The sequence below is a fragment of the Leptospira meyeri genome (assembly GCF_004368965.1).
Lineage (GTDB): Bacteria > Spirochaetota > Leptospiria > Leptospirales > Leptospiraceae > Leptospira_A > Leptospira_A meyeri.
Genome location: NZ_SORO01000001.1, coordinates 2,243,206 through 2,267,502 on the forward strand (window position 1 = coordinate 2,243,206; position 24,297 = coordinate 2,267,502).

Genomic DNA, 24,297 nt, shown 5'->3' on the forward strand with positions numbered 1-24,297 from the left:
TTTGTTGAATCTCCTTAAGAAACAAATTGCATTTTTAAAATAGAATTTTTGAAATCAGGGTATTTAATGGTATAACCAACTAATTTTAATTTTTGATTATCCATACAATAATCTTTATATAAGTATTTAATTGCTTCAAATTCTAAGTCGGGTATCTTTCCCCTTAACTTTGCTATTGGAGCCTCAAGTTTAGCCAACACCTTTAGAATACCTAATGGAATATGTATTTTATTAATCTTCGAGCCAAAGGCAATTGAAGCAAGATCCAATGCTTCCCCTAAACTTGGATGGCTATCGTCAGCAATATTGAAAATTTCACCAAATACGTTATCCTTTTCCGATAAAAAGATGGCAGCTGAGGAAACATCTTCAACTCTAACGTTTGCTAGTTTTTTGTCTCCACGTCCTGGAATCCCTACAATTTTTCCTGGTCGAGAAAACACCTTTCCCGCACCATCATTACAGCCAGGACCGTAAACAGTGCACGGTCTTAGAATGACAGCCTTCAATCCTTTTGAAATTTTTGTTAATACAATTTGTTCCCCATCATATTTACTCTTTGCATAAGCATCCATAGGATTACAGAAATCGGTTTCTTTAAAAGGAGTTCCACGATAGATTCCATACACACTAGAGGAACTAAAGTGAACGTAAGATTTTACTTTATTTTCCAAAACAAAGTCAGTGATTTTTTCAACTGCATTGACATTGATAGGTTTTAAAGTTTCATACGGAGTACTAAGATTACAAATTCCCGCCACATGAAATACACGATCCACTCCTGAAAATAGTTTTTTTAGGTCTACTTCATTACGAATATCAGATCGAATGTATTCTATATTTTTGTTATTTAGCAAATTGATCCGATCATTCTTAAGATCCGTAACACGAATTTTTAAAGATGGATTTTTTGCGAGTTCATTTAAAAGTGCAAAGCCAATAAAGCCATTTGCACCGGTGATTAATGTTATTCCTGAAAATTTCATTTTAATAGTGGTAGGATGGTCTTAAAATTTCTCTTGCGACATTGTTTAACATTACTTCGGAACTCCCACCGCCAGCCAAAAGTGATTTTACTTCTCTCACATAACGATCGTAAGGACGATTGCGATAACAAGCATGAGAACCTGTTAATGTAAATGCTTTATTCACCGTTTCATCGGCTATTACTCCTGCTAAATACTTAGCAATTGAAGTTTCCAAATTATGATTAACTTTTTGATCATGTAACCAAGCAGCTTGGTTTCTTGCAAGTTTGGCTGCTTCCAATTCTGCAGTCAATTTAGCAATGATCCATTGGATTCCTTGAAAATCTGAAACTCTATTCTCACCTACCTTTCTAGATTTTGTAAATGATACTGCATGTTCTAAACAGCCACGAGCAATTCCAATCAACTGTGACGCTACACCCAAACGGCTTAGTTTGAAGATGGCCATAAAGGTTTCAATTCCTCTTCCTTCTCTTCCCAAAACTGTATCAGCAGGAATACGACAATCTTCGAAGTATACATCATACATAGGAGCTGAACGTAAACCAATAGGATCTTGTTTCTCATAACGAATACCTTTCGTATCTTTATCGACTAAGAATTCCGTTAAACCCTTGTCAGTTTTTGCCAAAACCATCATCAATTGAGCTTCCTTTCCCAAATTGATATGAACTTTCAGACCATTTAATACCCATTCGTTACCATCTCTGACTGCTGTAGTTTGAATATTTTGAAAGGAAGAGCCTGCATCTGGTTCGGAAATTGCTTGCGCTGCCATTATTTTTCCTTTCGCTAACTCAGGTAACCATTTCTGTTTTTGTTCTTCCGTTCCCACGGCTAACAATCCTTGTTGTGCTTGGATTAAATTTTGAGGACCGTAAATAAGCTCTTTTGCTGTTTCTTCCATAATGATTGTGTATTCGACAGCACCTTTACCCAAACCGCCGTACTCCTCTGGAACAATTACTCCGGTCCATCCTTTCTCACCTAACGCACTTAATACATCCCAAGAAAATTCACTGTCTCTTTCCTCGATGTCTCTTTGTGGATCTGCTCCCGCAATTTTTGCATAAGTTGCCACTGCTTCTCGCAATCGATTTTGTTCTTCCGAAAAATAAAAATTCATTAAACTAATTCCTTCTGATTCTTTTTTGATTTTAAATAAAAATAATATGTAGCAAATGATGAAGTCACGGGAACAAACAGAGCATACAAAAGCGGCATCCAAAGAATTTCATTTATCTGGCTTTTTGAAAAACTTAGTAAAATGACAGCAATTGTAAGTGGCCCATTTTGAATTCCAGTTTCAAGCGATACCGTTGTACTTTGGCGTTCTGTTAAATTTAGAAATTTACTAAATGCATAACCAAAGAAATACCCTAAAACTGTAATTAGAATTGCTGAAATGTACATCTCCCAAGTTGTCTTATTCAGTAATTCAATGTTTTTTGGAATCATAACAATTAATAAAAATAAGATCATTAGTATTCCTAAAATACTTCCGATCTTTTCAATTTTTAACGCCAATCTTTGATTAGATGATCTTATTTTAATTCCAACCAAAACTGGAATGATTAATATAATTATAGAACCAATAATACTTTTAAAAGGAATCTGAATTTGTTCTGCATTGAAGCCTGAACAATACAGCCAAAACAAAAATGGCATCATAACTGCTGCGAGAACAGTTGAAGTAATCGTCATACTTATACTTAAGGCAACATCGCCTTTTGCGTAATAAGTTAATAAATTTGAAGTAGTCCCACCTGGTGTACATCCAACCAAAATCAGTCCGACTGAAAATAAAGGTGATAATCCAAAGATGTTTGATAATCCAAAAGCAATGAGCGGCATGAATCCAAATTGAGATAACATTCCGATTAATAGTGGTCTTTTACTTTGAATTGCTTTTTTAAAATTTTCTAACGTGAGGGTTGTTCCCATTGCAACCATTAGGAAAAAAATCATTGAAGCAAATAAAATTTCTTCTACTCGCGTTAACATAGTATTAGATTATTTTCCTTGCCAGTTGATTGGCTAATTTCGATGCTATGGAATAAATCGTAAAACTTGGGTTCACACCAAGACTTGTTGGAAAAATTGATCCATCAATCACTGATAAATTTTTTAAATGATGAAACTTTCCTGATGTATCAACTACAGAAGTTTTTGGATCTTTACCCATTGGATTTCCACCTAACGGATGTGTTGAGTTTACAACTGTATTAGGCGATTGAATGATCATTGACTCAATTCCTTTTTTGGCATCTATCCAAGAGGAATATGGTGAAACTGCATTATTAGCTGGTACAACTGTCTTGGCTCCTGCTCCAAACTGACATTCCGCCATCGAGAGGTAAGACCTTCTAATTCCATCAATTATATAATCATTCAATGGATAATCAAGAATTGGATAACCAGCATCATTTAAACTTACTGTTCCACCTTGACTTTCTTCATTAAACCCATCTCGAATTTGTGATACTAATACATGCAAGTTTGGATAACTTTTTACATAGGCTTCAAACTCATCTCCAACCAACTTACGCAAGTTCATCAGAACAATCGGTTGTGCTCCAACTGCTTCTATATTGTAGCCAGCTCTCCCTGTAACTCCGTCCTTCCATAGAAATTCATCAGATGCGACTGATTGTGGAGCTCCAAAAAATCCAAAAACTGATGAAGGCATTTCTGCCACAGAGTAATTGTGTAATTGTACAAAAGTTCTTTTCCCAATCAATTGGTATGGATCAGGAAGTTTTGATCGTAACAATAGAGCAGGAGAATTGATCGCTCCTGCACTGGTAATAAAATGTTTTGCAAACAAACGAATCGTCGGTGTTTTTATTCCATGAACATTGGCCGGTATACAATATAAATGATCGATTCGATTATCTTTCCACTCATAACGAATGGCTTTCGTATTATAGAGTAAGGTTGTTTTTTCTTTTAATGCAGACGGAATTGTAGTGACTAGTTGGCTTTGTTTGGCATCAACTGGACAACCTAATCCACAATAACCTAACATATGACAATTTTTAACATTGCGCCGAATCGAACTATAACGCCATCCCAACTTTTTAGCACCAAGACTAAGTAAATTATTGTTTTGGTTATGAGCTTCCCATGTTTGAATGGAAAGTCTTTTGGATGCAACCTCAAACCAAGGTTCCAACTCTTTTGAACTATAACCTTGTATCCCTAAATCATTTTCCCAATATTCTAAAGTTTCCTTTGGTGTTTTGATACACGTAGTCCAATTGACCACTGTTGACCCACCCACAGTTCTGCCTTGAACAACCGTAAATGCTCTATCTTTTGTTGGTCGAGTTGCACCCTCAAAGTACAATCGATTAAAAGTAGAAAGTTCTTTCAGATTAAAGTCTTTACTCGTCTCATAATTTCCCTCTTCAACGATGATAACTTTAAACCCAGCTTTTGCTAATATCTCCGCACTGGTTCCACCACCGGCACCAGATCCAACAACGACAAAATCTGCTTCTAAATCTAAATCTTTTTGCAAATAAGAAACATTGATTAATTTATCCATGGCGTAATCCTAAAGCGTGTTCTGGACCGGGATAACCAACATGTTTCCACGAGTAAGATGTTTCAAAAAAACCTATTGTGATCATTGATTGTAATAAAAAGAATAAAGAACGAAACAAAGTGATATAAGACATTTTCCATTGATTTAAGGTTCTAATGACAACTGTGCGGTCACTCAGTGCCCAATCACTTCCAGACCCAAACAAATACCATCTAACAACTCTTAATTTTAGAAATTGAACCGCTTCTAAGATTTCATCTTGTGTATGGATTGGTAAGGAATCTAAATAGGAATCAATTCCAAGAACTACTTCATTGATCACCTTTTCTTTTTCCAAAACATCCTTGGGAAGAAACGAAAACAACAAAGCATCACCCAAATGAAAAAAAACTTCCTGTGCTTCTGGATCTAAAAATCGACAGGAAATCCCTCTCCCAGTGATCACAGATCCTGGTGATGGTTTACAATTCCAAGTGGATAGGAATAAAAGAACCGCCCCAAAAGCTGAAGTTTTGACAACAGTTCGTCTAGAAATCAGATTTTTTCTCGAAATTGCCATTACCGATCCGTATTCATCCTCGTAAAATAATGAATGAATATTCATTCCTTTTTTTACTTTACAAGTACTTTTTTAAAAAAAGAATGAAACATGAGATTTAGAGATTGAATGATCTCCATTGAAAAAGGAACAATACATCCAATCTGTTTGGATGGTAGCGAGCACCATTGGTAGAAAAGTCGTTAAAGCTAAATAAAAGTGAAGAGATCCTTACTGCTGCCCTGGAATTATTCACAGCGAAAGGATTTGATGGAACTGCAGTGCCACTCATTGCTGAACGAGCCAATGTGGCTGCCGGAACCATTTATCGATATTTTGCTAGCAAGGAAGAACTAGTCAATAGCCTCTTCCAACGTTGGCAAGAAAATCTATATGATAAAATCAAAACGAATTTTCCTATCGATAATAGTCCCAGGGAACAGTTTCATTTCATTTGGCAATCAATGGCCGAATTCCAAAAAGAAAATCCACTGGCATTTGATTTTTTGGAAATGCAGTACAATCTTCCTTATTTAGATAAAAAGAGTATAGAAAAACGAGCAACTTTGTTAAAATTCCTAACTCGTTTTGCACATAACAATCGTTCTATTTTCAGAAAATTGCCACCTGATGCATTAATTGCCATTGTTTGGGGAGCCTTTGTTGGATTGGTCAAAGGTTCCAGAAGTGGAAAAATTAAATTGGATCCTAGTTTTTTAAAGGAATCTGAAGAACTTATGTGGAATGCGATTCGATTACCAAACGAAACAACATTAATCTAATGCCAAGTCCACAAAAAAAGAATAACCCATTTCATTCACTCGTGAGAAGACAATTACATTCTTTTTTAGTTCCTTATCCCAATAAGGATCACTCACTTGCCAATTCTCTGAATCGCGAAATACTTGTTTCACGTGTTTATAAAAAAAAGGCATATAAGACCAGTTTTTCTGAATTAACAAAAGGTTTTCGTTAAAACCCATTTCACTTGTCCGTTCATAATACGGTGATACTTGAGTGCCCAACCAGTCTGTCACATAAACTCTTTTTACATGTGAATCTATTTTAAAAAATGAATTTGGGTCGATGATGACTCGATTATCTAGTTTTATTGTTTTTAAATTAATTGTATTTAACTTCGATTTGATTTGTTTTTCAAATTCAATCTCAGTAGCGACTTCTTTTCGTTTCTGTTCATGATACAATTGTAAATGAGGTACTACAGTATCACAAATTGCTTTTTTATCATGATCTAAATCAGAAGGTCTTCCTAAAAAATATCCCTGCAAAAGACTTGCTCCGGAACTAATTGCCCGGTACAACTCCTCTTCAGTTTCAATTCCTTCAAAAAGCAATTGGGAACCAATGCTTAAAGAAATTTGTTTTAAATATTCTAAAATGGATTGGTATTCTCTTTTTTCGATTGATTTTTTTAATAAATTCAAATCGATTTTTATGATATCAGGTTTAATAGCACCTAATCGTTCTAAGTTGGAAGATTCAGAACCAACATCATCCAAAGCAATTCCAAAACCTTGTTCGCGTAAAAGTTCAACTCCCGCTGCCAATACATCAGTTCCATAACTTCCTGATTTTTCGGTGATCTCGATGACGATTCGATTTAATGGAATTCCAAAACTGTTGACCAAATCTGAAATGGGCAATGTATTCGAACGGCTTTCTTCATATTCCAAAATCACTTGGTCAGGAGACATGTTAACAAAAAGTAAATCATTCGTTGTTTGAATTTTTATCAGGGCGAGTCCAAGCAACTGCTGATCGATCAAACTCATCCGAAGGGCCGAAACATGCGGATCGCTGAATTCTGGAATTGAAACCAAATTCCCAGTTTCGTCTCTTCTCCGACCCAGGGATTCGTATGCGACCACTGTCTGTTCCTCTACGGAAAAGATCGGTTGGAATAAAGGGACATAATGATTCACTTGCATAGATTCTAAAGTCTGCATGAGTTTCCTTGGGAACCAATATCCGTTTTAACGGAATAAAATTCAATAAATTAAACTATCTTCTTCCCTGAACTTAGTTCTGGGTTTCTCGATTAGGAACAGGACAAGTCTTGACCCCATCTGCGCCCTTCTTAGACTCATAGGAGAGCCAAAGATCACCATCTCTAGAAAGAATGAAACAAAAGACAAATACCAGATTTTTGCCAAAAGGCTTAACCATCCTTCATGAAGACAGAGACATCCTTGTCGTAGATAAACCTCATGGCCTTCTGACCATTGCAACAGAATCCGAAAAATCAAAAACCGCCTATGCTGCCCTTATGGATTATGTGAAAAAAGGGAGTGAACGATCCAAAAATAGAATCTACATTGTTCACCGGTTAGACAGAGAAACTTCAGGAATTTTGGTTTTTGCAAAAACAGAAACTGCAAAACAAACTCTGCAAGAATCATGGGAGAAAACAAAAAAAATATATCTAGCTGTCAGCCATGGTGTTTGGAAAGAGAAATCTGGAATGATTCAATCTTATCTGGTCGAATCCAAAGCCCATCGAGTGTATTCCACTGACGATCCGGAATTAGGAAAACTTTCTAAAACAAAATTCAAAATCCTCAAAGAAACAAATTTATATTCACTTTTAGAAATCGAATTATTAACGGGTCGCAAAAATCAAATTCGCGTTCACTTATCAGACAAAAAACATCCAATTGTTGGAGATACAAAATACGGGAATGACACAAGAACTTATCCAAGAATGGCATTACATTCTTTTTCAATTCAATTGACTCATCCCTTCAATAAAGAAGTACTTACATTTGAAACCAAAATTCCGGCTTATATTTCGGGTCTTGTCGGTGGATATGAAAGGAAAATAAATGAATCATAAAGGATTTATTTTTGATATGGATGGTGTGGTTGTAGACAATCATTCTTTTCATTTCAAAGCATGGATGGAATTTTCTAAAAAATATAATTTTCCGTTAAACTCTGAAATCTATCGAGATACATTCAATGGTAAAACCAATGCCGATCTTTTTAGAATGATTTTTGGAGATATCTCTGACAAAGAATGTAAACAGTATGGTGATGAAAAAGAAAGTTGGTACCAAACTTTATACAAAAAAGAAATGAAACCACATACAGGGTTAATTGAGTATTTGTATTTTTTAAAAGACAAAAAAGTAAAAATTGCTTTGGGAACTTCTGCTCCTCCTATGAACGTAGATTTTACTTTAGATAATCTTTCACTACGACATTTTTTTGATGTGATCGTGGACGGAACGAGAGTTGACCAAGGCAAACCACACCCCCAAGTTTACCAACTGTGTGCAAAAGAATTAGGACTCGAACCAAAAGAATGTGTGGTATTTGAAGATTCGTTAGCTGGCCTACAATCAGGAAAGTCAGCAGGATGTTCCATCATTGGTGTAGCTACTTCTCATACTGAAGCAGAACTAAAAAACCATGTAAACCAAATCATCCCAAACTTCACTAGTCCAAAAGTGTTTCTTTTATAAACTTTTGTTATTCTTGAAAGTCAGTAAGTAAATTCCCTTGTTTATTAGACAGGTCAATTCGAATGACAGCTGTTCTACCTTCGTCTGTATAAGAAAGGTCGTCAAAAGATAACTTTCGAGCCATAAAAATCCCACGACCATGGGTTTTGAAAGCATTCTTTGTCATTGCTTCCACTGACAAATATCTTTGCCAATCAAAACCTTTCCCTTGGTCACTCACTCGAATTTCAATACGTTCGTCATTTTTTTCAAAGGTAACTTTTACAAATTTATCTTTAAACTCCGGTGTATCCAGCCTTCTGAAAATTTCTTCCATAAGTTTATCATTGTCGTGGAGTTCTGATTTTTCTTGATAAGAAATTCCCAAATTTCCATGTTCAATGGCATTGTTTAAAATTTCCATTATACCAGTTAACACACGTTCGGGATCAGGACAAGCATTGGCAAGAAGCGGTGCTAACTCATGCGACTCGCGAATGGACCGAATACGAAATTCACCGGTGACCATATGACGAAGAGCACCCATTCCTTTATGGAGATCTTCTTTGGCTCTTTGGAGTTTGATAAAATGTTCAACCGCCGTTTGGACAATACGAATTAATAATGTTCTCGAATATGGTTTGGTTAAATAATAAAAAGCACCAGCATCCAAACCTTCTGTCATATCCGTGATTGAACTCATCGCTGTTTGGAAAATAACTGGAATGTCTTTGTACTTTTCAGATCGTTTGATTTTTTTTAGCAGTTCGATTCCATCCATCTTTGGCATAAGTCGATCCAAAATGATTGCATGAAAAAGTGTAGAACCAGAACTAAGGATTTGAAATGCCTCTTCACCATCCTTTGCTTTTACGACGGTAAATCCTTTATCAGAAAGTGATTCATCGATGATCATCAAATTGATCATTTCATCGTCAACGGCTAGTAAATTAATCATCGGAGTTCCTCACGAGAACAAGGAATTAACATAGTAAAAACTGCTCCCTTTGTTTCATGGTTCTCGGCATACAACAACCCGTGGTGGTCATTCACAATTTCTCTGGAGATAGACAAACCAAGCCCCGTGCCTTTTGTCCCCGCTTTCACTTGTTTGGATTGGATGAATTTTTCAAAAATTTTATCCAAATCTTCCGGAGGAATCCCCGGTCCGAAGTCGCGAATCTGTATTCCGATACCGTTGACATATGACTGAGTTTTTCTCGGAATAAATTCTCTTCTAACCATACTAATTTCAATATTAGTGTCATTTGGGATGAATTTTAATGCATTTGAGAGGATATTTCGTATCACTTGTTGGATTCTTTCGTAGTCAAACTCGGCTTCCCATCGTTCTTCCTTATCTAGTAAGACAACTGTAATCCCTCTTTTTTCCAAAATCACTCGCATTTCATTGATCACAAACTTTGCCGTTTCTTTCAGACAATTTTTCTCAAATAAATAACGCATTTTGCCAGATTCTAATTTGGCAATATCTAATAAATTTTCCAACAAACCTAACAATCGTTTACCGGAAGAATCAATAATCTGAAAATACTCTTTAATCTTTTCTGGAGTTACTGTGGCAGATTTTTCTTCTCCTAGTTCAGCATAACTTAAAATGGCATGGATTGGTGTTTTTAGTTCATGCGAAATATTTGCTAAAAAAAGAGATTTCATATAGGAAGCTTCTTCCGCAATGTTTTTGGACATTTTTAAGTCCATCGTTTGGCTTTCTACCAACTCTTCCAAATGGTTTCTATATTGGTATAACTCTTGTTCTTGGATTTTCCTTTGACTAATGTCTCGTAAAATACCTGTAAACATTTTCCCTGATTTCGTTTTAAATTCACCTACGGACAATTCACAAGGAAAAATTTCACCTGATTTTCTTAGTGCAACAAGTTCTCTTCCCACTCCGATGATATGTTGAGTCCCTGTTGCTTTATATCTTCTTAAGTACTCATCATGTTTTTCTTTATATTCACCAGGAATGATCATCGTAACATTTTTTCCAATGACTTCATCATGTGTATATCCAAAGGTATTTTCTGCTGTTTTGTTAAAAAACTGGATAATACCTTCATCATTAATGATGATAATGGAATCGGCGGCATTTTGTGCCATGGAAAGGAATCTCGATTCACTTTCTAAAAACGCATTCTCCAATCGTTTCCTTTCTGTGATATCCCTATGGTTGGACATGATATAACCTTCATAGAGAACTACAAATCGAACTTCCACATATCGAATGTTTGGTTCTATACCATAAGAGTATTCTTTCCAAAAAACTTGGCTTTTTTTCTCAGATAAATATGCCAAAGCTTCGGCAGTGATTTCACGTAAATAAGGAGGAAGACCCACATCGATGTGTTTGCCAAGTAGCGTTTCTGGTTTGTCCCCAATGTTCACAAACCTTGATGTTTTATAATCAACGATAAATCCGTCTCGATTGATTTTGAGCCAGAAATCTGGATTGGACCTAAGTAGGTTTTCCAATTCCCGAAGTACAGCTTCCGGCGGAAAGTCGGAAGGATTCTGCCAAATACGGGCAAATGAAGAATTTGGTGCCATTTTCGTAAGGTCCTGATAATGAGTCTCTAGAAGGACGCTATTTTCGGAAAGAAATTGTAAGAAAAGAGTGCGAAAAAAGAATCAACGTTAAGGTTCTCTCTTGTTTTACAATCACCTGATCAAACCAATTCTATTCCACTTGGATCCAGAATCCGCACACCATTTGGCAGCAACGTTCCTTTCACTTTCGCAAAAGATCCCTTTTTTCCATAAGACACTTTCTTCAATATTTGCATACAAATCGGAACGGCTGGAACAAACCATCCAAGGAATCCATTTCCCCAATCCATTAGGACTTGCCGCAGGATTCGACAAAACAGCAGAACTTTTTCCCACAATGATTCATATGGGATTTGGATTTATTGAAGTAGGAACGATCACTGCAAAAGGACAACCAGGCAACGATAAACCAAGGCTCTTCCGTTATCCCAAACACAAAGCCCTGATCAACCGAATGGGATTCAATAATCCTGGGGCCGACATTGCCGAATCCAATATCAAAAAACAACAAAAGTCCGGTGTACGGGGAATCAATGCGGGAAAATCAAAAATCACAGAATTAGAAAATGCAGTCGGTGACTATGTATATACGCTTCAGAAATTAGTTCCCTATGGGGATTATGCTGTGATCAATATCAGCTCTCCCAATACTCCGGGTTTGCGTTCCCTCCAATCGAAAAAAACTCTTATCGATCTCATCGAAGGAATCCAATCTGCATTCAATAACAAGTTTCCCATTCCTTTGTATCTAAAATTTGCTCCCGATCTCTCGGAAGAGGAATTAATCGAAAATCTAAAAGTATGTTTGGATTATAAAATTAACGGAGTCATTCTGACCAACACGACACTCAATAAAGACGTACTCGGTGAAAAAAATCCAGAAGAAGGAGGACTCTCTGGAGGACCACTTTTCGATAGATCCCTTCATTTTGTATCCCTTGCTTACAAAACTCTCCAAGGTAAAATTCCCATCATTGGTGTAGGAGGAATTGACTCAGGAGAAAAAGCACAAAGGATGATGGAGGCAGGTGCCAACCTGATTCAAATTTACACTGGTTACATTTATGAAGGACCGTTTCTTCCTTACCAAATTTGTTCTTATCTCGACAAAGTGGTAAAAGAAAAAAAACTCAATAGTATCTCTGAACTTGTAGGATCAGGAAACAAATAATGACAACAAGTCCTGGAACAAAAATCTGCACTCATTTCGGAACCTGTGGAGGTTGTAATTATCTAGACATCGATTACACCAAAGAACTTCGAAAAAAAGAACAAAACATCAAAGAACTTTTTAAAACCTATCGCCATTTAGAATTTCGCACTATTGTTCCTAGTCCCTCACCGGAATACTACCGTCATAAAATCCAACTCCCTTTTGGACGTAGAAACATTGCCAATAAAACCTTACTCACATTAGGTTTATTTAATAAAGAATCTACATTTGTCCTCGACCAAACCGAATGCCAAATCCAAGATCCAGGGCTTACCGAAATTGCACTGGCCGTCAAACAATGGGCGAGAAGAGAGGGACTTCTGCCTTATAACGAAAAATCTAAACGAGGAATGATGAAATACCTTGTGGCTAGAAAATCTTTTTCCACAGGAGAAATCATTCTGGGGATTGTCACTGCTAAAGAAGATCTTCCTCATGCCAAAGATGCATCCAAAAGACTCCACACCGCCATCCAAAACCGAATTGGGAAAACAGGAAAGTTTGGAAAAATTGTAGGAATCATCCAAAACATCAATACAAAACATACAACTATGGCTCTTGGTCGTGAAGAACACCTGTTATGGGGTAGGCCATACATCCACGAACATTTTGGAAAACATAAGTTTCGCGTAGGTCTTTCTACTTTTTTACAAGTAAACCCTATCCAAACTCCCAGTTTGTATAATTTGGTTCTCGACGAAATCGAACCAAATTCCCGAGTCATAGACGCTTATTCTGGAATTGGTACCATTTCGTTTTGGATTGCCGGAAACTGCAAAGAAGTGATAGGAATTGAAGAAAATCCCAACTCACACAAAACCGCACTAGAATCAGTAAAATACAATAAAGTACATAATGTACGATTTCGCAAAGGAAGGGTGGCCGAAGTATTACCTACCCTTTTTGGAAAAAACTTTGATACCTTGGTGCTCGATCCTCCACGCACTGGGCTTGGGGTCGAAGTGGCAGAAACAATTTTGGGAATGGGTTTCAAAAAAATTGTCTATGTATCTTGTGATCCTGTAAGTCTCCGAGAAGATACAAATCTACTCGCAAGGCAATACTTCTTAAATTCGGTGCAACCAGTGGATATGTTTCCAAGAACCGACCACGTAGAAACCGTAGCGGTTTTTAGAAACAAAAGTCTCACATAACATCCATTACAAATCCAGAGGCTTTTTTACTAAAAGCCATAATGGTAAAACTTGGATCCACGCTGACTCCCGTAGGAAATACGGAAGAATCTGCCACAAATAAGTTTTGAAATCCATGCACTTGGTGGCGAGAATTCACCACCGAGTTTTCACTCGATTTTCCCATCCGGCATCCTCCCGCAGGATGGGGAGCTGCCATCGGAAATTCCGCAGGTTTCCAAGCAAGGGCATCAATTTCTTCTTTTTTAGGAAGTTTGGAATATTTACGAAGTTTCATACCTGCAAGGAAAACTTCTTTAGCACCAGCTTCGAAGTTTAACTTCATTTGTTTGTAAGTAAGATCGCTAAAGATTTGTTTGGTGACTTTTCCAAATGGATAGTTGATTTTTCTTTTCCCAAATATATCCACTTCGATAGAACCAAGTTCCCCGTCTACATCATCAATCCAACCAATGGTTCCACCCAAATGTTCCATTTGTTTCATATAAGAAAAATGGTCCTTTCCAAAACTAGGAATGAGGGCAGCAAGAGTGGCTGGTTGCAATTGATTTGGCATTAGCATATACCCGCCTTCTTTGTACTTTCCATTTTGGTATCGGGCTAATCGAAAATCCTCTACTCCATAAGCGGCAGGAATGTTTCGCCACTGAACGATGGATTCTTCATATAACGCATGTACCATGGGAGAAGGATTGATTGCTAGAAACTCACCAAGAGCCGGTAATCTTTTTTTTAGGCCATTTCGAAGTAAAAAAGTAGAGCTGCCGAATCCACCAGCGGAAATACAAACGGCTTTGGATAAAAAAGTGATTTTTGTAGCCGTTGGCCGGAGTGTCCTACGGTCAATCACCACAGCGTCGAGGCCGGATACTTTCTGACCAATATAGTTTAACTTTTCAGCGCGAAGGTCGGTATACACATCTGTTCCTAATTGCACGGCTCTTGGAATATGAGTCACAAGTTGGGATTGTTTGGCTCCAAACATACATCCTTGCATACAATGACCAGACTTCTGACAGTTTTTCCGCGCTTGTGGGACAGAATGTCCTTCCCAGCCTAATCTTTGTGAGGCGCTTCGGAAAAGTCGGTTCATTGGGTTAAAGGATTCTTCTCCCGCAGGAGTTACATGAAGGTCAGATTCCAATTCCGCCCAATATGAATGTAAGTCTTCTGGAAGGTGGTTTTCGATTCCGTATTTACGATTCCATAACAACAATCTGTCATCGGGAGTGCGATAACTGTCTGCCCAGTAATGAACTGAGGCCCCACCCAAATTGTTTCCATAAACGAGGTTGATCCCACCATCTGCTGTGGTATGAAAATTTCTCTCTGCTGAAACTTTTCCTCCCATATTTAGCTCATGATTGTCAAAGGTTCCTGTGTGGTAGTTTCCTCCCTGTTCGAGGAGTGCTACTTTGATTCCTTTTTTGGAAAGTTCATAGGCCATCGTAGAACCACCACAACCAGAACCAATCACCACTACATCAACAACGATAGTTTCTTTATTCGCATAACTTTTGTAATCACGATACATTCCTGGTTTCATTTTAGATTTCCTTCCCATTCACCAAATTTTGATAGTGGATTCTTGCTTCGCTCCATTTCTCAGGAGGATTGCCAAAGGGGCCTGGATAAGAAATCTGTTCCCAAGTAGATTTGTGGCCATAGTAAACTAAACAGACCAATAGTTTTAAATTTCCCACTACAGCACGGACGATATCAGAATCTGTCTCTGACCAAAGGGATAAAAGCTCTTCCCGTTTTTCCCGTGAAAGATTCGAAAAAAAACTAAAATGTCCATAAAAAATAGGTAGGTATTCTAACACCATTACCGCCGAATGAAAATCTTCTTGGATCTCTTCTGATACAAAATACAGTTCCTCATCCAATCTTCGCATAACATTTGCTTCTTCTAAATTTGGCATTCCAGGTTCGGTGATAGGAAGGACTACCTCTGAAAAGGCAGCCACAGTTTTAGTTTCTGAATCACTAAAATAAAAATAACGAATTTTAGATTTAATGCCCGCACAAAAAAGTAACAAGGCCAAAAAGGATTTTCTAGAGATTGAGAGCATAGATTCTTCCTTGGTTTTTTTCTTCTTTCACAAGATTGAATACGGATTTTCCAGATAATGACAGAAAGGCATCTCCACTGGCGGCAAGATCCCAAATTTCCCCTCGAAAAAACACATTGATTCCCGCTTTGACCTTTGGATCTTTAAGGCGACCATTCATCGCATATTTTTTCCAGGCCGACCGTTCCGAAATAGTACCGATATCTTTGGGATCCACATCGTTTGGATTCGCATAACCATTGTAACCTTGCCATTTGGTTGTCCAGGCATCAGCAGGTGACACAAAAGAAGGAACTGCCAATAGCTCCGATTCTGTTTTTTTAAATTCTTGGTATACTTCAGGAAACCAAGAATCGGCACAAACCATTGTATATAACTTACCTAGCGGAGTTTGGTAAGTTGGATTTTCATCCAACTTACCTTCTTTTAGAAATTCTTTTTCGTCGGTAATGGGAAACAGTTTTCTTACGATTTTGTCGTCTACTCTGCCATCTGAGTGAAAATAAAAACTTACATTCTCCAAAGGACCGTCAGTGGGGGTAATTTTTCCTTCTATCACTTTCGGATGAGGTAAGACAATCGAACCTGCAACAATCGATACTCGATATTCTCTGGCAAGTCTTGCAAAGACAGATTGGTACCTGTCAGACATTTGCCAAGCCTTCATCCGAAAAAGTGTTTCTTTCAAAGTGTCACTCGAGTAAGAACTGCTGAAAAAATAGTGCCAAAGAAAAGAGCCCAAGTTTTTTTTTACCAAAACTTCCATGCCTTCTTGGATTGTATTTGTAGCAAAAATAGATTTGTCCTCGGCAGTGACCACAAGCCAAGTTCCAATGTATTCTGGTAAAACAACTATGCTACGATCAACAAAGAGAAGTTCATTGTCCTTTGCCATCCGAAAGTAATCGTTCAAAGCCAAATAAAAACTATCTTCCGTTGCATAACTATACTTGTTAAGATAGGGTTCTATCCCCACAAAACTTCCCCGTTTTCCCATTCCCTCTTTTTGGATGTATATCTTTGGATTAGGTACAGATCGGGAGATATCCTCTTGCGGAACCATTTGCTTTTGGCAATGGATTGTAAAAACTGTAATGGTTACAAAAACAGAAAAAGAAACGGGAAAACGCATCCACCAAATCTACTACACAATTTCGTTTCAGACAATATTTAATTGTGTTCTTAGTTTTTTCTTTTATTTTGACCTTATTCTATGAAAGAGAAATCTGCTCCCAAAAAAATCGTTCTCGCTTACTCCGGAGGACTCGATACTTCCGTCATCCTGGCTTGGTTGAAAGATACCTACGGTTGTGAAGTCATTGCTTTTTGTGCCGATGTTGGTCAAAAAGAAGAACTCACAGGCCTAGAAGAAAAAGGAAAAAATACCGGAGCCTCCAAAGTGTATATCCAAGATTTACGTTTGGAATTTGCACGAGACTTTATTTTCCCAGCGATTCGGGGAAATGCAATTTATGAAATGCGTTATTTACTCGGGACATCTCTCGCAAGACCCCTCATTGCCAAAGCTATGGCAGAAGTGGCAACCAAAGAAGGTGCTGATGCTTTTTCTCATGGAGCGACAGGAAAAGGAAACGACCAAGTACGTTTCGAACTCACTTTCAAAGCACTTTCGCCTAACTTACAAATCATTGCTCCTTGGAGAACTTGGGACTTTGGTGGTCGAGCGGATCTGATTGAATACGCAAAGAAAAAAGGAATTCCGGTTCCAGTAACAGCCGCTAAACCATATAGTATGGACAGAAATTTAATGCACCTTTCTTTTGAAGGTGGAATTTTAGAAGATCCATACAACGAACCAAAAGAAGATATGTTTATCCTAACCGTATCTCCAGAAAAAGCACCAGACAAACCAACCTATTTAGAATTGGATTTTGAAAATGGGGACTGTGTTGCCATCGACGGAAAAAAAATGAATCCGCTCGAAGTCATGGAAACCTTGAATGACTTAGGTGGAAAAAACGGAGTGGGACGAGTTGACATCGTAGAGAACCGACTTGTAGGAATCAAATCTCGTGGAGTGTATGAAACTCCAGGTGGAACTATTTTGCATATTGCACACCGCGATTTAGAATCCATCACTCTCGATCGTGACACCCAACACAAAAAAGATGAACTCTCGCAAGAGTTCGCTCGTTATATCTACAATGGCCAATGGTATTCCAACCAGATGAATGCTCTACGTGCTTATATGGATTATACGCAAAAGTATGTAAACGGAACTGTGAGAATCAAATTGTACAAGGGAAGTTGCACAGTTGTAGGACGAAAATCTAACAAGTCTCTTTACAATGCAGGACTTTCTACATTTGAAAAAGAAGAATTGTACAACCAATACGATGCAGAAGGTTTTATCAACCTTTACGGACTGCCTATGAAAGAATGGGCAAGGGTAAACAAATAAGATGAAAAATATCGCCGTATATCCAGGTTCTTTTGATCCGTTCACCAACGGTCATCTCGACATTATACGGCGAGCTCATCCGTTATTCGAAGAGATCATCATTGCCGTTGCCATAAACTCCAAAAAAACATCCCTGTTTTCCCCTGAAGAACGAGTGGAAATGATCGGAAAGGTTTTTAAAGGATGGGACAAAATCAAAATTGATTCCTTCGAAGGTCTGACTGTTGATTATTGTAAGGAAAAAAACTCACGTGTGATTTTACGTGGGCTTCGTGCTGTCACAGATTTTGACTACGAATATGCCATTTCTCTTATGAACAAAAAATTAGCACCAGAAATCGAAACTTATTTTTTGATGGCAGACAATGAATACTCTTTTGTGTCTTCCACAATCGTCAAAGAAGTAGCAAGACATGGTAGAGCCGTATCCAATCAAGTTCCGGACATTGTGGGCGAAGCCCTTACCAAAAAATTCTCTATTTAATTTGGAAATGAGGATTCTATGAAAACACGTTCTTCTTTTTTTTATGGATTCACCATACTACTGTTTGGTTCCCTTGGGTATTTTCTTCTACAAGCAGGAACTCTCCTCGAAGCAGCCAAAAATATTGTCACTGTTACCAATGAACACTTGGATACCGAAAATTTTTTCAATCGATTTCACCACCCTTTAGCTCTTCTTTTCCTCCAAATCATCATTGTTTGTGGAGCTGCTAGATTTGTTGGATATATATTTTCCAGAAAACTCAAACAACCTTCCGTTATGGGAGAGATTGTGGCTGGAATTTTGCTCGGACCATCACTGCTCGGTTTCTACTTCCCAGAGACCATGGGATTTTTATTTCCACCAGCAAGTCTTCCCACGCTAGGAACCCTTAGCCAAATTGGTTTAGTTCTTTTTATGTTCATCATTGGGATGGAACTCGATATCTCGGTTCTTAAAAACAAAGCCCACTCTGCTGTTGTGATTAGCCATGCCAGTATCATCTTCCCTTTCTTTTTGGGGATGATTTTAGCTTATTATTTTTATACAGATTACGCTCCTGCGAATGTAGGTTTTTTGTCCTTTTCGCTTTTTATGGGAATTGCAATGAGTATCACTGCCTTTCCTGTCCTTGCTAGGATCCTCCAAGAACGAAATCTCACAAGGACACCACTCGGCGCCATGGTCCTCACCTGTGCTGCGGCAGATGATATCACGGCTTGGATCCTACTTGCGATCATTGTTACCATTTCTAAAGCAGGAAATCTCAACACGGCACTTTTCACTGTAGGGTTGTCTTTTGCTTATATCCTAACAATGATTTATCTAGTAGCTCCTTTCTTGAAACGATTGGGTTCTATTTATATATCACGTGAAAACTTAACAAGAACCGCAGTGGCCCTCATCCTGATGATTTTATTCTTATCTTCTCTGGCAACAGAAGTGATAGGAATTCATGCACTTTTTGGTGCCTTCCTTGCTGGTGTGATTATGCCAGCAGAAGGAAATCTCAAAAAACTGATCGCAGAAAAAATCGAAGACATTGCAGTCATTTTGTTTCTACCGATTTTCTTTGTGATCACAGGACTCCGAACAGAAATTGGTCTACTGAACGGTTCTCACCTTTGGATGGTGTTTGGTCTCGTCATCCTTGTAGCCGTTGTTGGAAAATTCGTGGGAAGCGCTTTTGCGGCAAAAGTTTCAGGATCCAACTGGGAAGATGCACTTTCCATCGGTGCTCTTATGAACACAAGAGGACTCATGGAACTTGTGGTTCTCAATATCGGATATGATCTTGGAATTTTAAGTCCGGAAATTTTTGCAGTTTTTGTGTTAATGGCTCTTGTCACAACCCTCTCCACAGGTCCACTCTTAGATGGAATTCAAAAGTTTTTCTCTAAATCGGAAAAACGAATTCCTACCGAAAAACCTGTCGATCGCAAGTTACGTGTGTTAGTAGCATTTGCCCAAGAAAAAATGGGAAAAAGTTTAGTTCGGTTTGCTTATTCCCTTTCCGGCAACCAAAAGAAAAATTTGGAAATCACTGCATTACACATTTCACCAAACGACTCCTTGTCGAATGAAGAAATTCGCCGTTACCGTGATGCGAGTTTTGAAGCCATTCGCCAAACAGGCTCTAGTATGGGTGTCCAAGTCCAAACAGAGTACCGCATCACTGACAATGTCACTTATGAAATTGTCAATTTTGCCAAAATCAAACATACTGACATTTTACTCATTGGTGCTGCCAAACCTCTATTTTCTCGCAGTTATACGGGAGGAAAAATAAAAGGAATTTTAAATTACTGCCCTGCCACTGTGGGTGTCCTCATTGACAACGGTTTGGAATCTGTTGAAAAAGTGGCCATCCTTTACAAAGGGGAAAAGGATCCCATCCTTGGATTTGCACAAAAACTAACTTCCCTCAAAGGGATGAAGTCGAACAAAATCAAGGTGGAAGACCTAGTACAACCCGAAACAGATCTAAATCCCTATCCCATTTCCTTAAATAAAATCACTGGTTATTCATTGATTCTCATCGACCTGAATGTTTGGGAAGAGATGGGATTTGAAAAAATGGATCTTCTCCCAACTTCTTTTCTTTTGGTTCGTTTTTTAGGCACATAAAGATTCGATTGCTTTTTTCGGTTTCTCCATGCTTTTGGAGATATGGAAAGAACTTTTATCATGCTTAAACCCGATGCAGTGAAAAACAAACACATCGGTGACATCCTTCAAAGAATTGAAAAAGAAGGATTTAAAATCCTAGGAATGAAATTCCTAAAACTTAGCCTTGAAGACGCAAAACAATTTTACGCAGTTCACGCAGCTCGCCCATTTTATAATGACCTTTGCACTTACATGGCTTCTGGCCCAATCGTTGCTTGCGCTCTTGAGAGAGACAACGCAGTGGCACATTGGAGAGACGTGATCGGTGCAACTGACCCTAAAGAAGCTAAAGCAGGAACCATCCGTGCCCTCTTTGCAGAAAGCAAAGAAGCAAATGCGGTTCACGGTTCTGACTCTGTAGCAAACGCACTTCAAGAAATTGCGTTTTTCTTCAAAGGGTATGAACTTAACTAAGTTCGAACCAAACAAACGACCGGTTCTTTAGGGAACCGGTTCTTTTTTCCCGTGTCTATTCAACTTTCCGATATCTTAACCAACTCAAAACAACTCTTTGATACTTTTTTTGAATCCTACACGAAGGAATTATTCCAACCACTTACTCGCATAACGGATGCTTGTTTGTATAGTCTCAAAGCTGGTGGAAAACGAATCCGTCCTATTTTTGTCCTGAATTCATTTTTTCATCCAAACCATTTACCAAAAAAACTCAATTCCAAAGAACATCTCTCCGTTTACTTAGCGGCACTGGCTGTCGAATGCATTCATACATATTCTCTCATCCATGACGATTTACCAGCAATGGATGATGATGACACACGCCGGGGAATGCCTACTTGTCATATCCAATTTGATGAGGCCACTGCGATCCTTGCAGGTGACACACTCAATTCCTTAAGTTTTTATCTATTGTCCTTGTACGAAAACACGGACTCAACTGCCATCCGCGACTCCATACAAATCCTACACAAAGGTGCGGGAATGAATGGAATGATCCTGGGACAAATGGAAGACATAGTAGAAGAAAAAAGTCCGAGTGCCAAGGGTAAAGAATCCAAACTCACATCCATCCATGAAAAGAAAACGGGAGCTCTCATCGAAGCATCCTTCCTCTTAGGCAATCGTTTAAGACCTGATTGGTTAGAGAGACAATCAGTGATCTCCGGTTATGCGAAAGAAATTGGACTTTTATTCCAAATCACCGATGATATTTTGGATGTGGAAGGAAACCTGGCGGATCTTGGAAAAACGCCTGGTAAAGATGCCAAAGCCGGGAAATTGACTTACCCGAGTCTTTATGGAATGGAAACAACAAAAAGGTTACGAGACGAATCCGTATCCAAAGCAATTTCCCTTGTTTCTAATTTACCTTCCTTAAACAATGAATTCTTTTTAGGATTACCGAATTACATTGCCGAAAGAAAAAATTAGACTGGATGAGTACCTCGTTCGCGAAGGTCATGCGATCGATTTAAAGCTAGCACAATCGTTAATCCTTTCTGGGTCTGTACTCGTCAATGATGTAGTCATCTCAAAAGTAGGAACAAAAATCACTTTAAAAGACATTGTTCGTACTAAAGAAAAAATCAAAACCTATGTTTCCAGAGGAGCATATAAACTTCTAGGTGCATTCGAATCTTTTCCGAGTGCCAATGTCCAAAACAAAACCTGTATTGATTTGGGTTCTTCCACAGGTGGTTTCTGCCAGGTTCTTTTGGAGAAAGGTGCCTCACGAGTGATTGCAGTCGATGTGGGGTATGGTCAGTTGGCCCAAAAAATTGCCAACGATCCTAAGATCACAATATTTGATCGCACACATTTAAAAGACTTGAGCATTCCCAAACTAGAACCATTAACACCTGAAACATGGATTACTATGGATTTAAGTTTTATTTCTCTTGTTCCCGTCTTTGTTTCCTTAATATCCCTTTTTCAATCAAAACCCAATATTGTCTGGCAAGGAATTTCCTTATTCAAACCTCAATTTGAAGTCCATCCGTCCAAATTAGAAAAAGGGGTTCTAAAGGATTCGCATCATATTGGTTATACGATTAGATCTATTTGGAGAAAGATCAAAAACTTAGATCCTAAATTAAAATTTTTAGGTCTGGCAGAATCCCCGATCCAAGGTGCAGATGGAAATCGGGAATTTTTGATTCGATGGGAATGGAGAGAATCGATAGAGAAATCTTAAGCAGTAAAGCCGGAAACAGCTTCTTTCAATTGTTCGGAGGTGAAAGGTTTCATTAAATAAGCATAGGACGAGTTTTGGTTGATTCTATGTCTGGCGGTATCATCTAAAAAACCCGTTAAAAATAACACAGGTACAGAAAACTGCTCTCGCAAAGATTCTGCCGTTTCGATTCCGTCTAAAGAACCTTCTAAATTGATATCCATCAAAATCAAATCCGGAACTTTTTCGGAAACAATTTGAAATGCCTCATCCCCGGATGGTACAACAGCTATCACATGAAAACCGAAAGATTCGATTTTCTGTTTGATATTGAGTCCGAGGAAGGGTTCATCCTCGACGATGAGGATGTTCTTTTTCGTCATATATGCTTTATTTTATAGGGGGGGGTCTGTTAAAAAGTAAAAATACTCTATGGCAGATAAAAGTAGCAAACAACCCGAAAATGTCCCAGGAAAATACTATGTCGACCAGACTTGCGTTCCCTGTAACGACTGCATTAAGGAAGCCCCTAGTTTGATGCAGTACAATGCTGACGAAAGCCATATTTTCTTCAAAAAACAGCCGACTACACCCGCTGAAGAAAAACAGGCAAAAGCGGCAATGGCGATGTGCCCCGTCGATGCGATTGGTGACGATGGAGAATAATTAAGTATTATAGAATATCCTAATATTCTTTGCTACAACATCTGGTTTTTCCAAATGAATTGCATGTCTAACTTTTGGAATCCATACCAATTTACTTTTTTTAATATAGGAATTTATTTTTTTCATCATAAACGGTGGAGTAATTTCGTCTTCAGCACCTGCTAAAATCAAAGTTGGAATTTTGATTCCTTTCATTTTTGAGTCAAAAAAAATCTCATCTTCCCTACGTAATGTATTTTCTTGTAAATATTCATTTGGTTTTTCATTCCAAATTGTAACAAGCGTATGGCGAAATAAATATCCTGGTTCTGGAAATTCTTCTCCATATAAATACCTTAACAATAAAATAACCTGCTTTTCCGTCTTTGGGAAAAGGATTTTTCGCATCCTCTCGCGTTCAGGATGTGGGATTCCACCTGGAGCCAAAAGGATTAGTTTTTGCACTCGGTGGTGATTATCCAACAAAACTAAATGTTGTGATGTGAGGCCACCCATCGAATGACCCACAAGACAAATATCTTTTAGCTCCAATTTCTGAAAACATTCGAGTAACAGATCAGCCCAAACATCGATTTGATAGAGATATTTTATTAATGGTAGTTTACTTTTTCCATATCCAGGTAAATCGAAAACATATAGTGGATAACCATCACTTAACAATTCTTTGACGACTCGGCGAAACCCGAAACTTTCATCGAGTAATCCATGTAAAAAAACAATTGGTTTTTGGTTGCCCTTTCCAAATTTCCAATAAAAAATTTTATGTCCTCCCATCGCAACGAAACAGGGTATCCCACCCATATTTTTCATTGATTTACGTCTCTGGGACTGATAGTTTCTAAAAAGGCTTCGGTAAAAATATTTAATCATA

25 protein-coding genes are annotated in these 24,297 nt (G+C 38.1%); 12 read left to right on the top strand and 13 right to left on the bottom strand.

Annotation, left to right across the window (positions count from 1 at the left end; all coding sequences use genetic code 11):
- Positions 1 to 14: 14 nt before the first annotated feature.
- Genes CLV96_RS10510 through CLV96_RS10530 form a run of 5 tightly spaced genes read right to left on the bottom strand, consistent with a single transcriptional unit; the run spans position 15 to position 5,143 of the window.
- Positions 15 to 986, bottom strand: coding sequence for an NAD-dependent epimerase/dehydratase family protein (locus CLV96_RS10510; RefSeq protein ID WP_004785041.1), 972 nt, complete (start codon positions 984 to 986; stop codon positions 15 to 17).
- A gap of 1 nt (position 987) precedes the next feature.
- Positions 988 to 2,115, bottom strand: a complete 1,128-nt coding sequence (locus CLV96_RS10515; protein ID WP_004785670.1) for an acyl-CoA dehydrogenase family protein — start codon at positions 2,113 to 2,115, stop codon at positions 988 to 990.
- Positions 2,115 to 2,993 (bottom strand): bile acid:sodium symporter, encoded by an 879-nt coding sequence (locus CLV96_RS10520; protein ID WP_004784805.1) that lies wholly within the window; start codon positions 2,991 to 2,993, stop codon positions 2,115 to 2,117. The genes CLV96_RS10515 and CLV96_RS10520 overlap by 1 nt, the downstream gene beginning before the upstream one ends.
- A 4-nt stretch (positions 2,994 to 2,997) precedes the next feature.
- Complete coding sequence (locus tag CLV96_RS10525; protein ID WP_004787339.1) at positions 2,998 to 4,539, bottom strand: GMC family oxidoreductase; 1,542 nt, start codon at positions 4,537 to 4,539, stop codon at positions 2,998 to 3,000.
- Entirely contained in the window at positions 4,532 to 5,143 is a 612-nt protein-coding gene (locus CLV96_RS10530) for a hypothetical protein (protein WP_004786587.1), read from the bottom strand. The genes CLV96_RS10525 and CLV96_RS10530 overlap by 8 nt, the downstream gene beginning before the upstream one ends.
- 122 nt (positions 5,144 to 5,265) lie before the next feature.
- Here CLV96_RS10530 and CLV96_RS10535 point away from each other — a divergent pair, with 122 nt between their 5' ends.
- Positions 5,266 to 5,859, top strand: a complete 594-nt coding sequence (locus CLV96_RS10535) for a TetR/AcrR family transcriptional regulator (protein WP_004784049.1) — start codon at positions 5,266 to 5,268, stop codon at positions 5,857 to 5,859.
- Here CLV96_RS10535 and CLV96_RS10540 read toward each other — a convergent pair.
- Positions 5,851 to 7,044: an EAL domain-containing protein gene (locus CLV96_RS10540; protein WP_004785298.1), complete on the bottom strand. Its 1,194-nt coding sequence runs from the start codon at positions 7,042 to 7,044 to the stop codon at positions 5,851 to 5,853. The genes CLV96_RS10535 and CLV96_RS10540 overlap by 9 nt on opposite strands.
- 173 nt (positions 7,045 to 7,217) lie before the next feature.
- Between CLV96_RS10540 and CLV96_RS10545 the strand changes: the two genes are divergently transcribed.
- The gene (locus CLV96_RS10545; protein WP_004784924.1) at positions 7,218 to 7,931 is read left to right on the top strand and encodes an RluA family pseudouridine synthase; all 714 of its coding nucleotides are present in this window, start codon (positions 7,218 to 7,220) and stop codon (positions 7,929 to 7,931) included.
- The gene (locus CLV96_RS10550; RefSeq protein WP_004787622.1) at positions 7,921 to 8,562 is read left to right on the top strand and encodes an HAD family hydrolase; all 642 of its coding nucleotides are present in this window, start codon (positions 7,921 to 7,923) and stop codon (positions 8,560 to 8,562) included. Before CLV96_RS10545 ends, CLV96_RS10550 begins: the two co-directional genes overlap by 11 nt.
- A 7-nt stretch (positions 8,563 to 8,569) precedes the next feature.
- Here the strand turns inward: CLV96_RS10550 and CLV96_RS10555 are convergent, their stop codons facing one another.
- Positions 8,570 to 9,499, bottom strand: a complete 930-nt coding sequence (locus CLV96_RS10555; protein ID WP_004786480.1) for a response regulator — start codon at positions 9,497 to 9,499, stop codon at positions 8,570 to 8,572.
- Entirely contained in the window at positions 9,496 to 11,112 is a 1,617-nt protein-coding gene (locus tag CLV96_RS10560; protein ID WP_004787405.1) for a sensor histidine kinase, read from the bottom strand. The genes CLV96_RS10555 and CLV96_RS10560 overlap by 4 nt, the downstream gene beginning before the upstream one ends.
- A gap of 100 nt (positions 11,113 to 11,212) precedes the next feature.
- On the opposite strand from CLV96_RS10560, the gene CLV96_RS10565 reads away from it, so the two are divergent.
- Both CLV96_RS10565 and rlmD read left to right on the top strand, forming a co-directional pair.
- Positions 11,213 to 12,283: a quinone-dependent dihydroorotate dehydrogenase gene (locus CLV96_RS10565; RefSeq protein WP_004784105.1), complete on the top strand. Its 1,071-nt coding sequence runs from the start codon at positions 11,213 to 11,215 to the stop codon at positions 12,281 to 12,283.
- On the top strand, positions 12,283 to 13,479 hold the full coding sequence (gene rlmD, locus CLV96_RS10570) for a 23S rRNA (uracil(1939)-C(5))-methyltransferase RlmD (protein WP_004786798.1): 1,197 nt from the start codon (positions 12,283 to 12,285) through the stop codon (positions 13,477 to 13,479). The genes CLV96_RS10565 and rlmD overlap by 1 nt, the downstream gene beginning before the upstream one ends.
- Here rlmD and CLV96_RS10575 read toward each other — a convergent pair.
- Genes CLV96_RS10575 through CLV96_RS10585 form a run of 3 tightly spaced genes read right to left on the bottom strand, consistent with a single transcriptional unit; the run spans position 13,472 to position 16,686 of the window.
- The gene (locus CLV96_RS10575) at positions 13,472 to 15,025 is read right to left on the bottom strand and encodes an FAD-dependent oxidoreductase (RefSeq protein WP_004785336.1); all 1,554 of its coding nucleotides are present in this window, start codon (positions 15,023 to 15,025) and stop codon (positions 13,472 to 13,474) included. The genes rlmD and CLV96_RS10575 overlap by 8 nt on opposite strands.
- Before the next feature lies 1 nt (position 15,026).
- Positions 15,027 to 15,554 (bottom strand): hypothetical protein, encoded by a 528-nt coding sequence (locus CLV96_RS10580; RefSeq protein ID WP_004787706.1) that lies wholly within the window; start codon positions 15,552 to 15,554, stop codon positions 15,027 to 15,029.
- Complete coding sequence (locus CLV96_RS10585; RefSeq protein ID WP_040917213.1) at positions 15,538 to 16,686, bottom strand: nitrilase-related carbon-nitrogen hydrolase; 1,149 nt, start codon at positions 16,684 to 16,686, stop codon at positions 15,538 to 15,540. Before CLV96_RS10585 ends, CLV96_RS10580 begins: the two co-directional genes overlap by 17 nt.
- A gap of 81 nt (positions 16,687 to 16,767) precedes the next feature.
- Between CLV96_RS10585 and CLV96_RS10590 the strand changes: the two genes are divergently transcribed.
- The 6 genes from CLV96_RS10590 to CLV96_RS10615 are packed head-to-tail and all read left to right on the top strand — an operon-like array spanning position 16,768 to position 22,781.
- Positions 16,768 to 17,976 carry an argininosuccinate synthase gene (locus tag CLV96_RS10590; RefSeq protein ID WP_004786723.1) on the top strand — a complete coding sequence of 403 codons (1,209 nt, stop codon included), beginning with the start codon at positions 16,768 to 16,770 and terminating at the stop codon, positions 17,974 to 17,976.
- Position 17,977: 1 nt separating this feature from the next.
- A complete protein-coding gene (gene coaD, locus CLV96_RS10595; protein WP_004787712.1) occupies positions 17,978 to 18,460 on the top strand; it encodes a pantetheine-phosphate adenylyltransferase in 483 nt (160 codons plus the stop codon).
- A gap of 18 nt (positions 18,461 to 18,478) precedes the next feature.
- The gene (locus tag CLV96_RS10600; RefSeq protein ID WP_004784156.1) at positions 18,479 to 20,587 is read left to right on the top strand and encodes a cation:proton antiporter domain-containing protein; all 2,109 of its coding nucleotides are present in this window, start codon (positions 18,479 to 18,481) and stop codon (positions 20,585 to 20,587) included.
- A 42-nt stretch (positions 20,588 to 20,629) separates the two neighbouring features.
- Complete coding sequence (locus tag CLV96_RS10605; protein WP_012387121.1) at positions 20,630 to 21,043, top strand: nucleoside-diphosphate kinase; 414 nt, start codon at positions 20,630 to 20,632, stop codon at positions 21,041 to 21,043.
- 51 nt (positions 21,044 to 21,094) lie between these two features.
- Entirely contained in the window at positions 21,095 to 22,018 is a 924-nt protein-coding gene (locus tag CLV96_RS10610; protein WP_004787523.1) for a polyprenyl synthetase family protein, read from the top strand.
- Positions 21,999 to 22,781, top strand: a complete 783-nt coding sequence (locus CLV96_RS10615; protein ID WP_004786443.1) for a TlyA family RNA methyltransferase — start codon at positions 21,999 to 22,001, stop codon at positions 22,779 to 22,781. The genes CLV96_RS10610 and CLV96_RS10615 overlap by 20 nt, the downstream gene beginning before the upstream one ends.
- Here CLV96_RS10615 and CLV96_RS10620 read toward each other — a convergent pair.
- Complete coding sequence (locus tag CLV96_RS10620) at positions 22,778 to 23,143, bottom strand: response regulator (protein WP_004784834.1); 366 nt, start codon at positions 23,141 to 23,143, stop codon at positions 22,778 to 22,780. The genes CLV96_RS10615 and CLV96_RS10620 overlap by 4 nt on opposite strands.
- 49 nt (positions 23,144 to 23,192) lie before the next feature.
- On the opposite strand from CLV96_RS10620, the gene CLV96_RS10625 reads away from it, so the two are divergent.
- Positions 23,193 to 23,426, top strand: a complete 234-nt coding sequence (locus tag CLV96_RS10625) for a ferredoxin (protein WP_035983065.1) — start codon at positions 23,193 to 23,195, stop codon at positions 23,424 to 23,426.
- On the opposite strand, the gene CLV96_RS10630 is transcribed toward CLV96_RS10625, so the two are convergent.
- The gene (locus CLV96_RS10630; RefSeq protein ID WP_243836462.1) at positions 23,427 to 24,296 is read right to left on the bottom strand and encodes an alpha/beta fold hydrolase; all 870 of its coding nucleotides are present in this window, start codon (positions 24,294 to 24,296) and stop codon (positions 23,427 to 23,429) included. It abuts the gene before it with no gap.
- Position 24,297 lies beyond the last annotated feature (1 nt).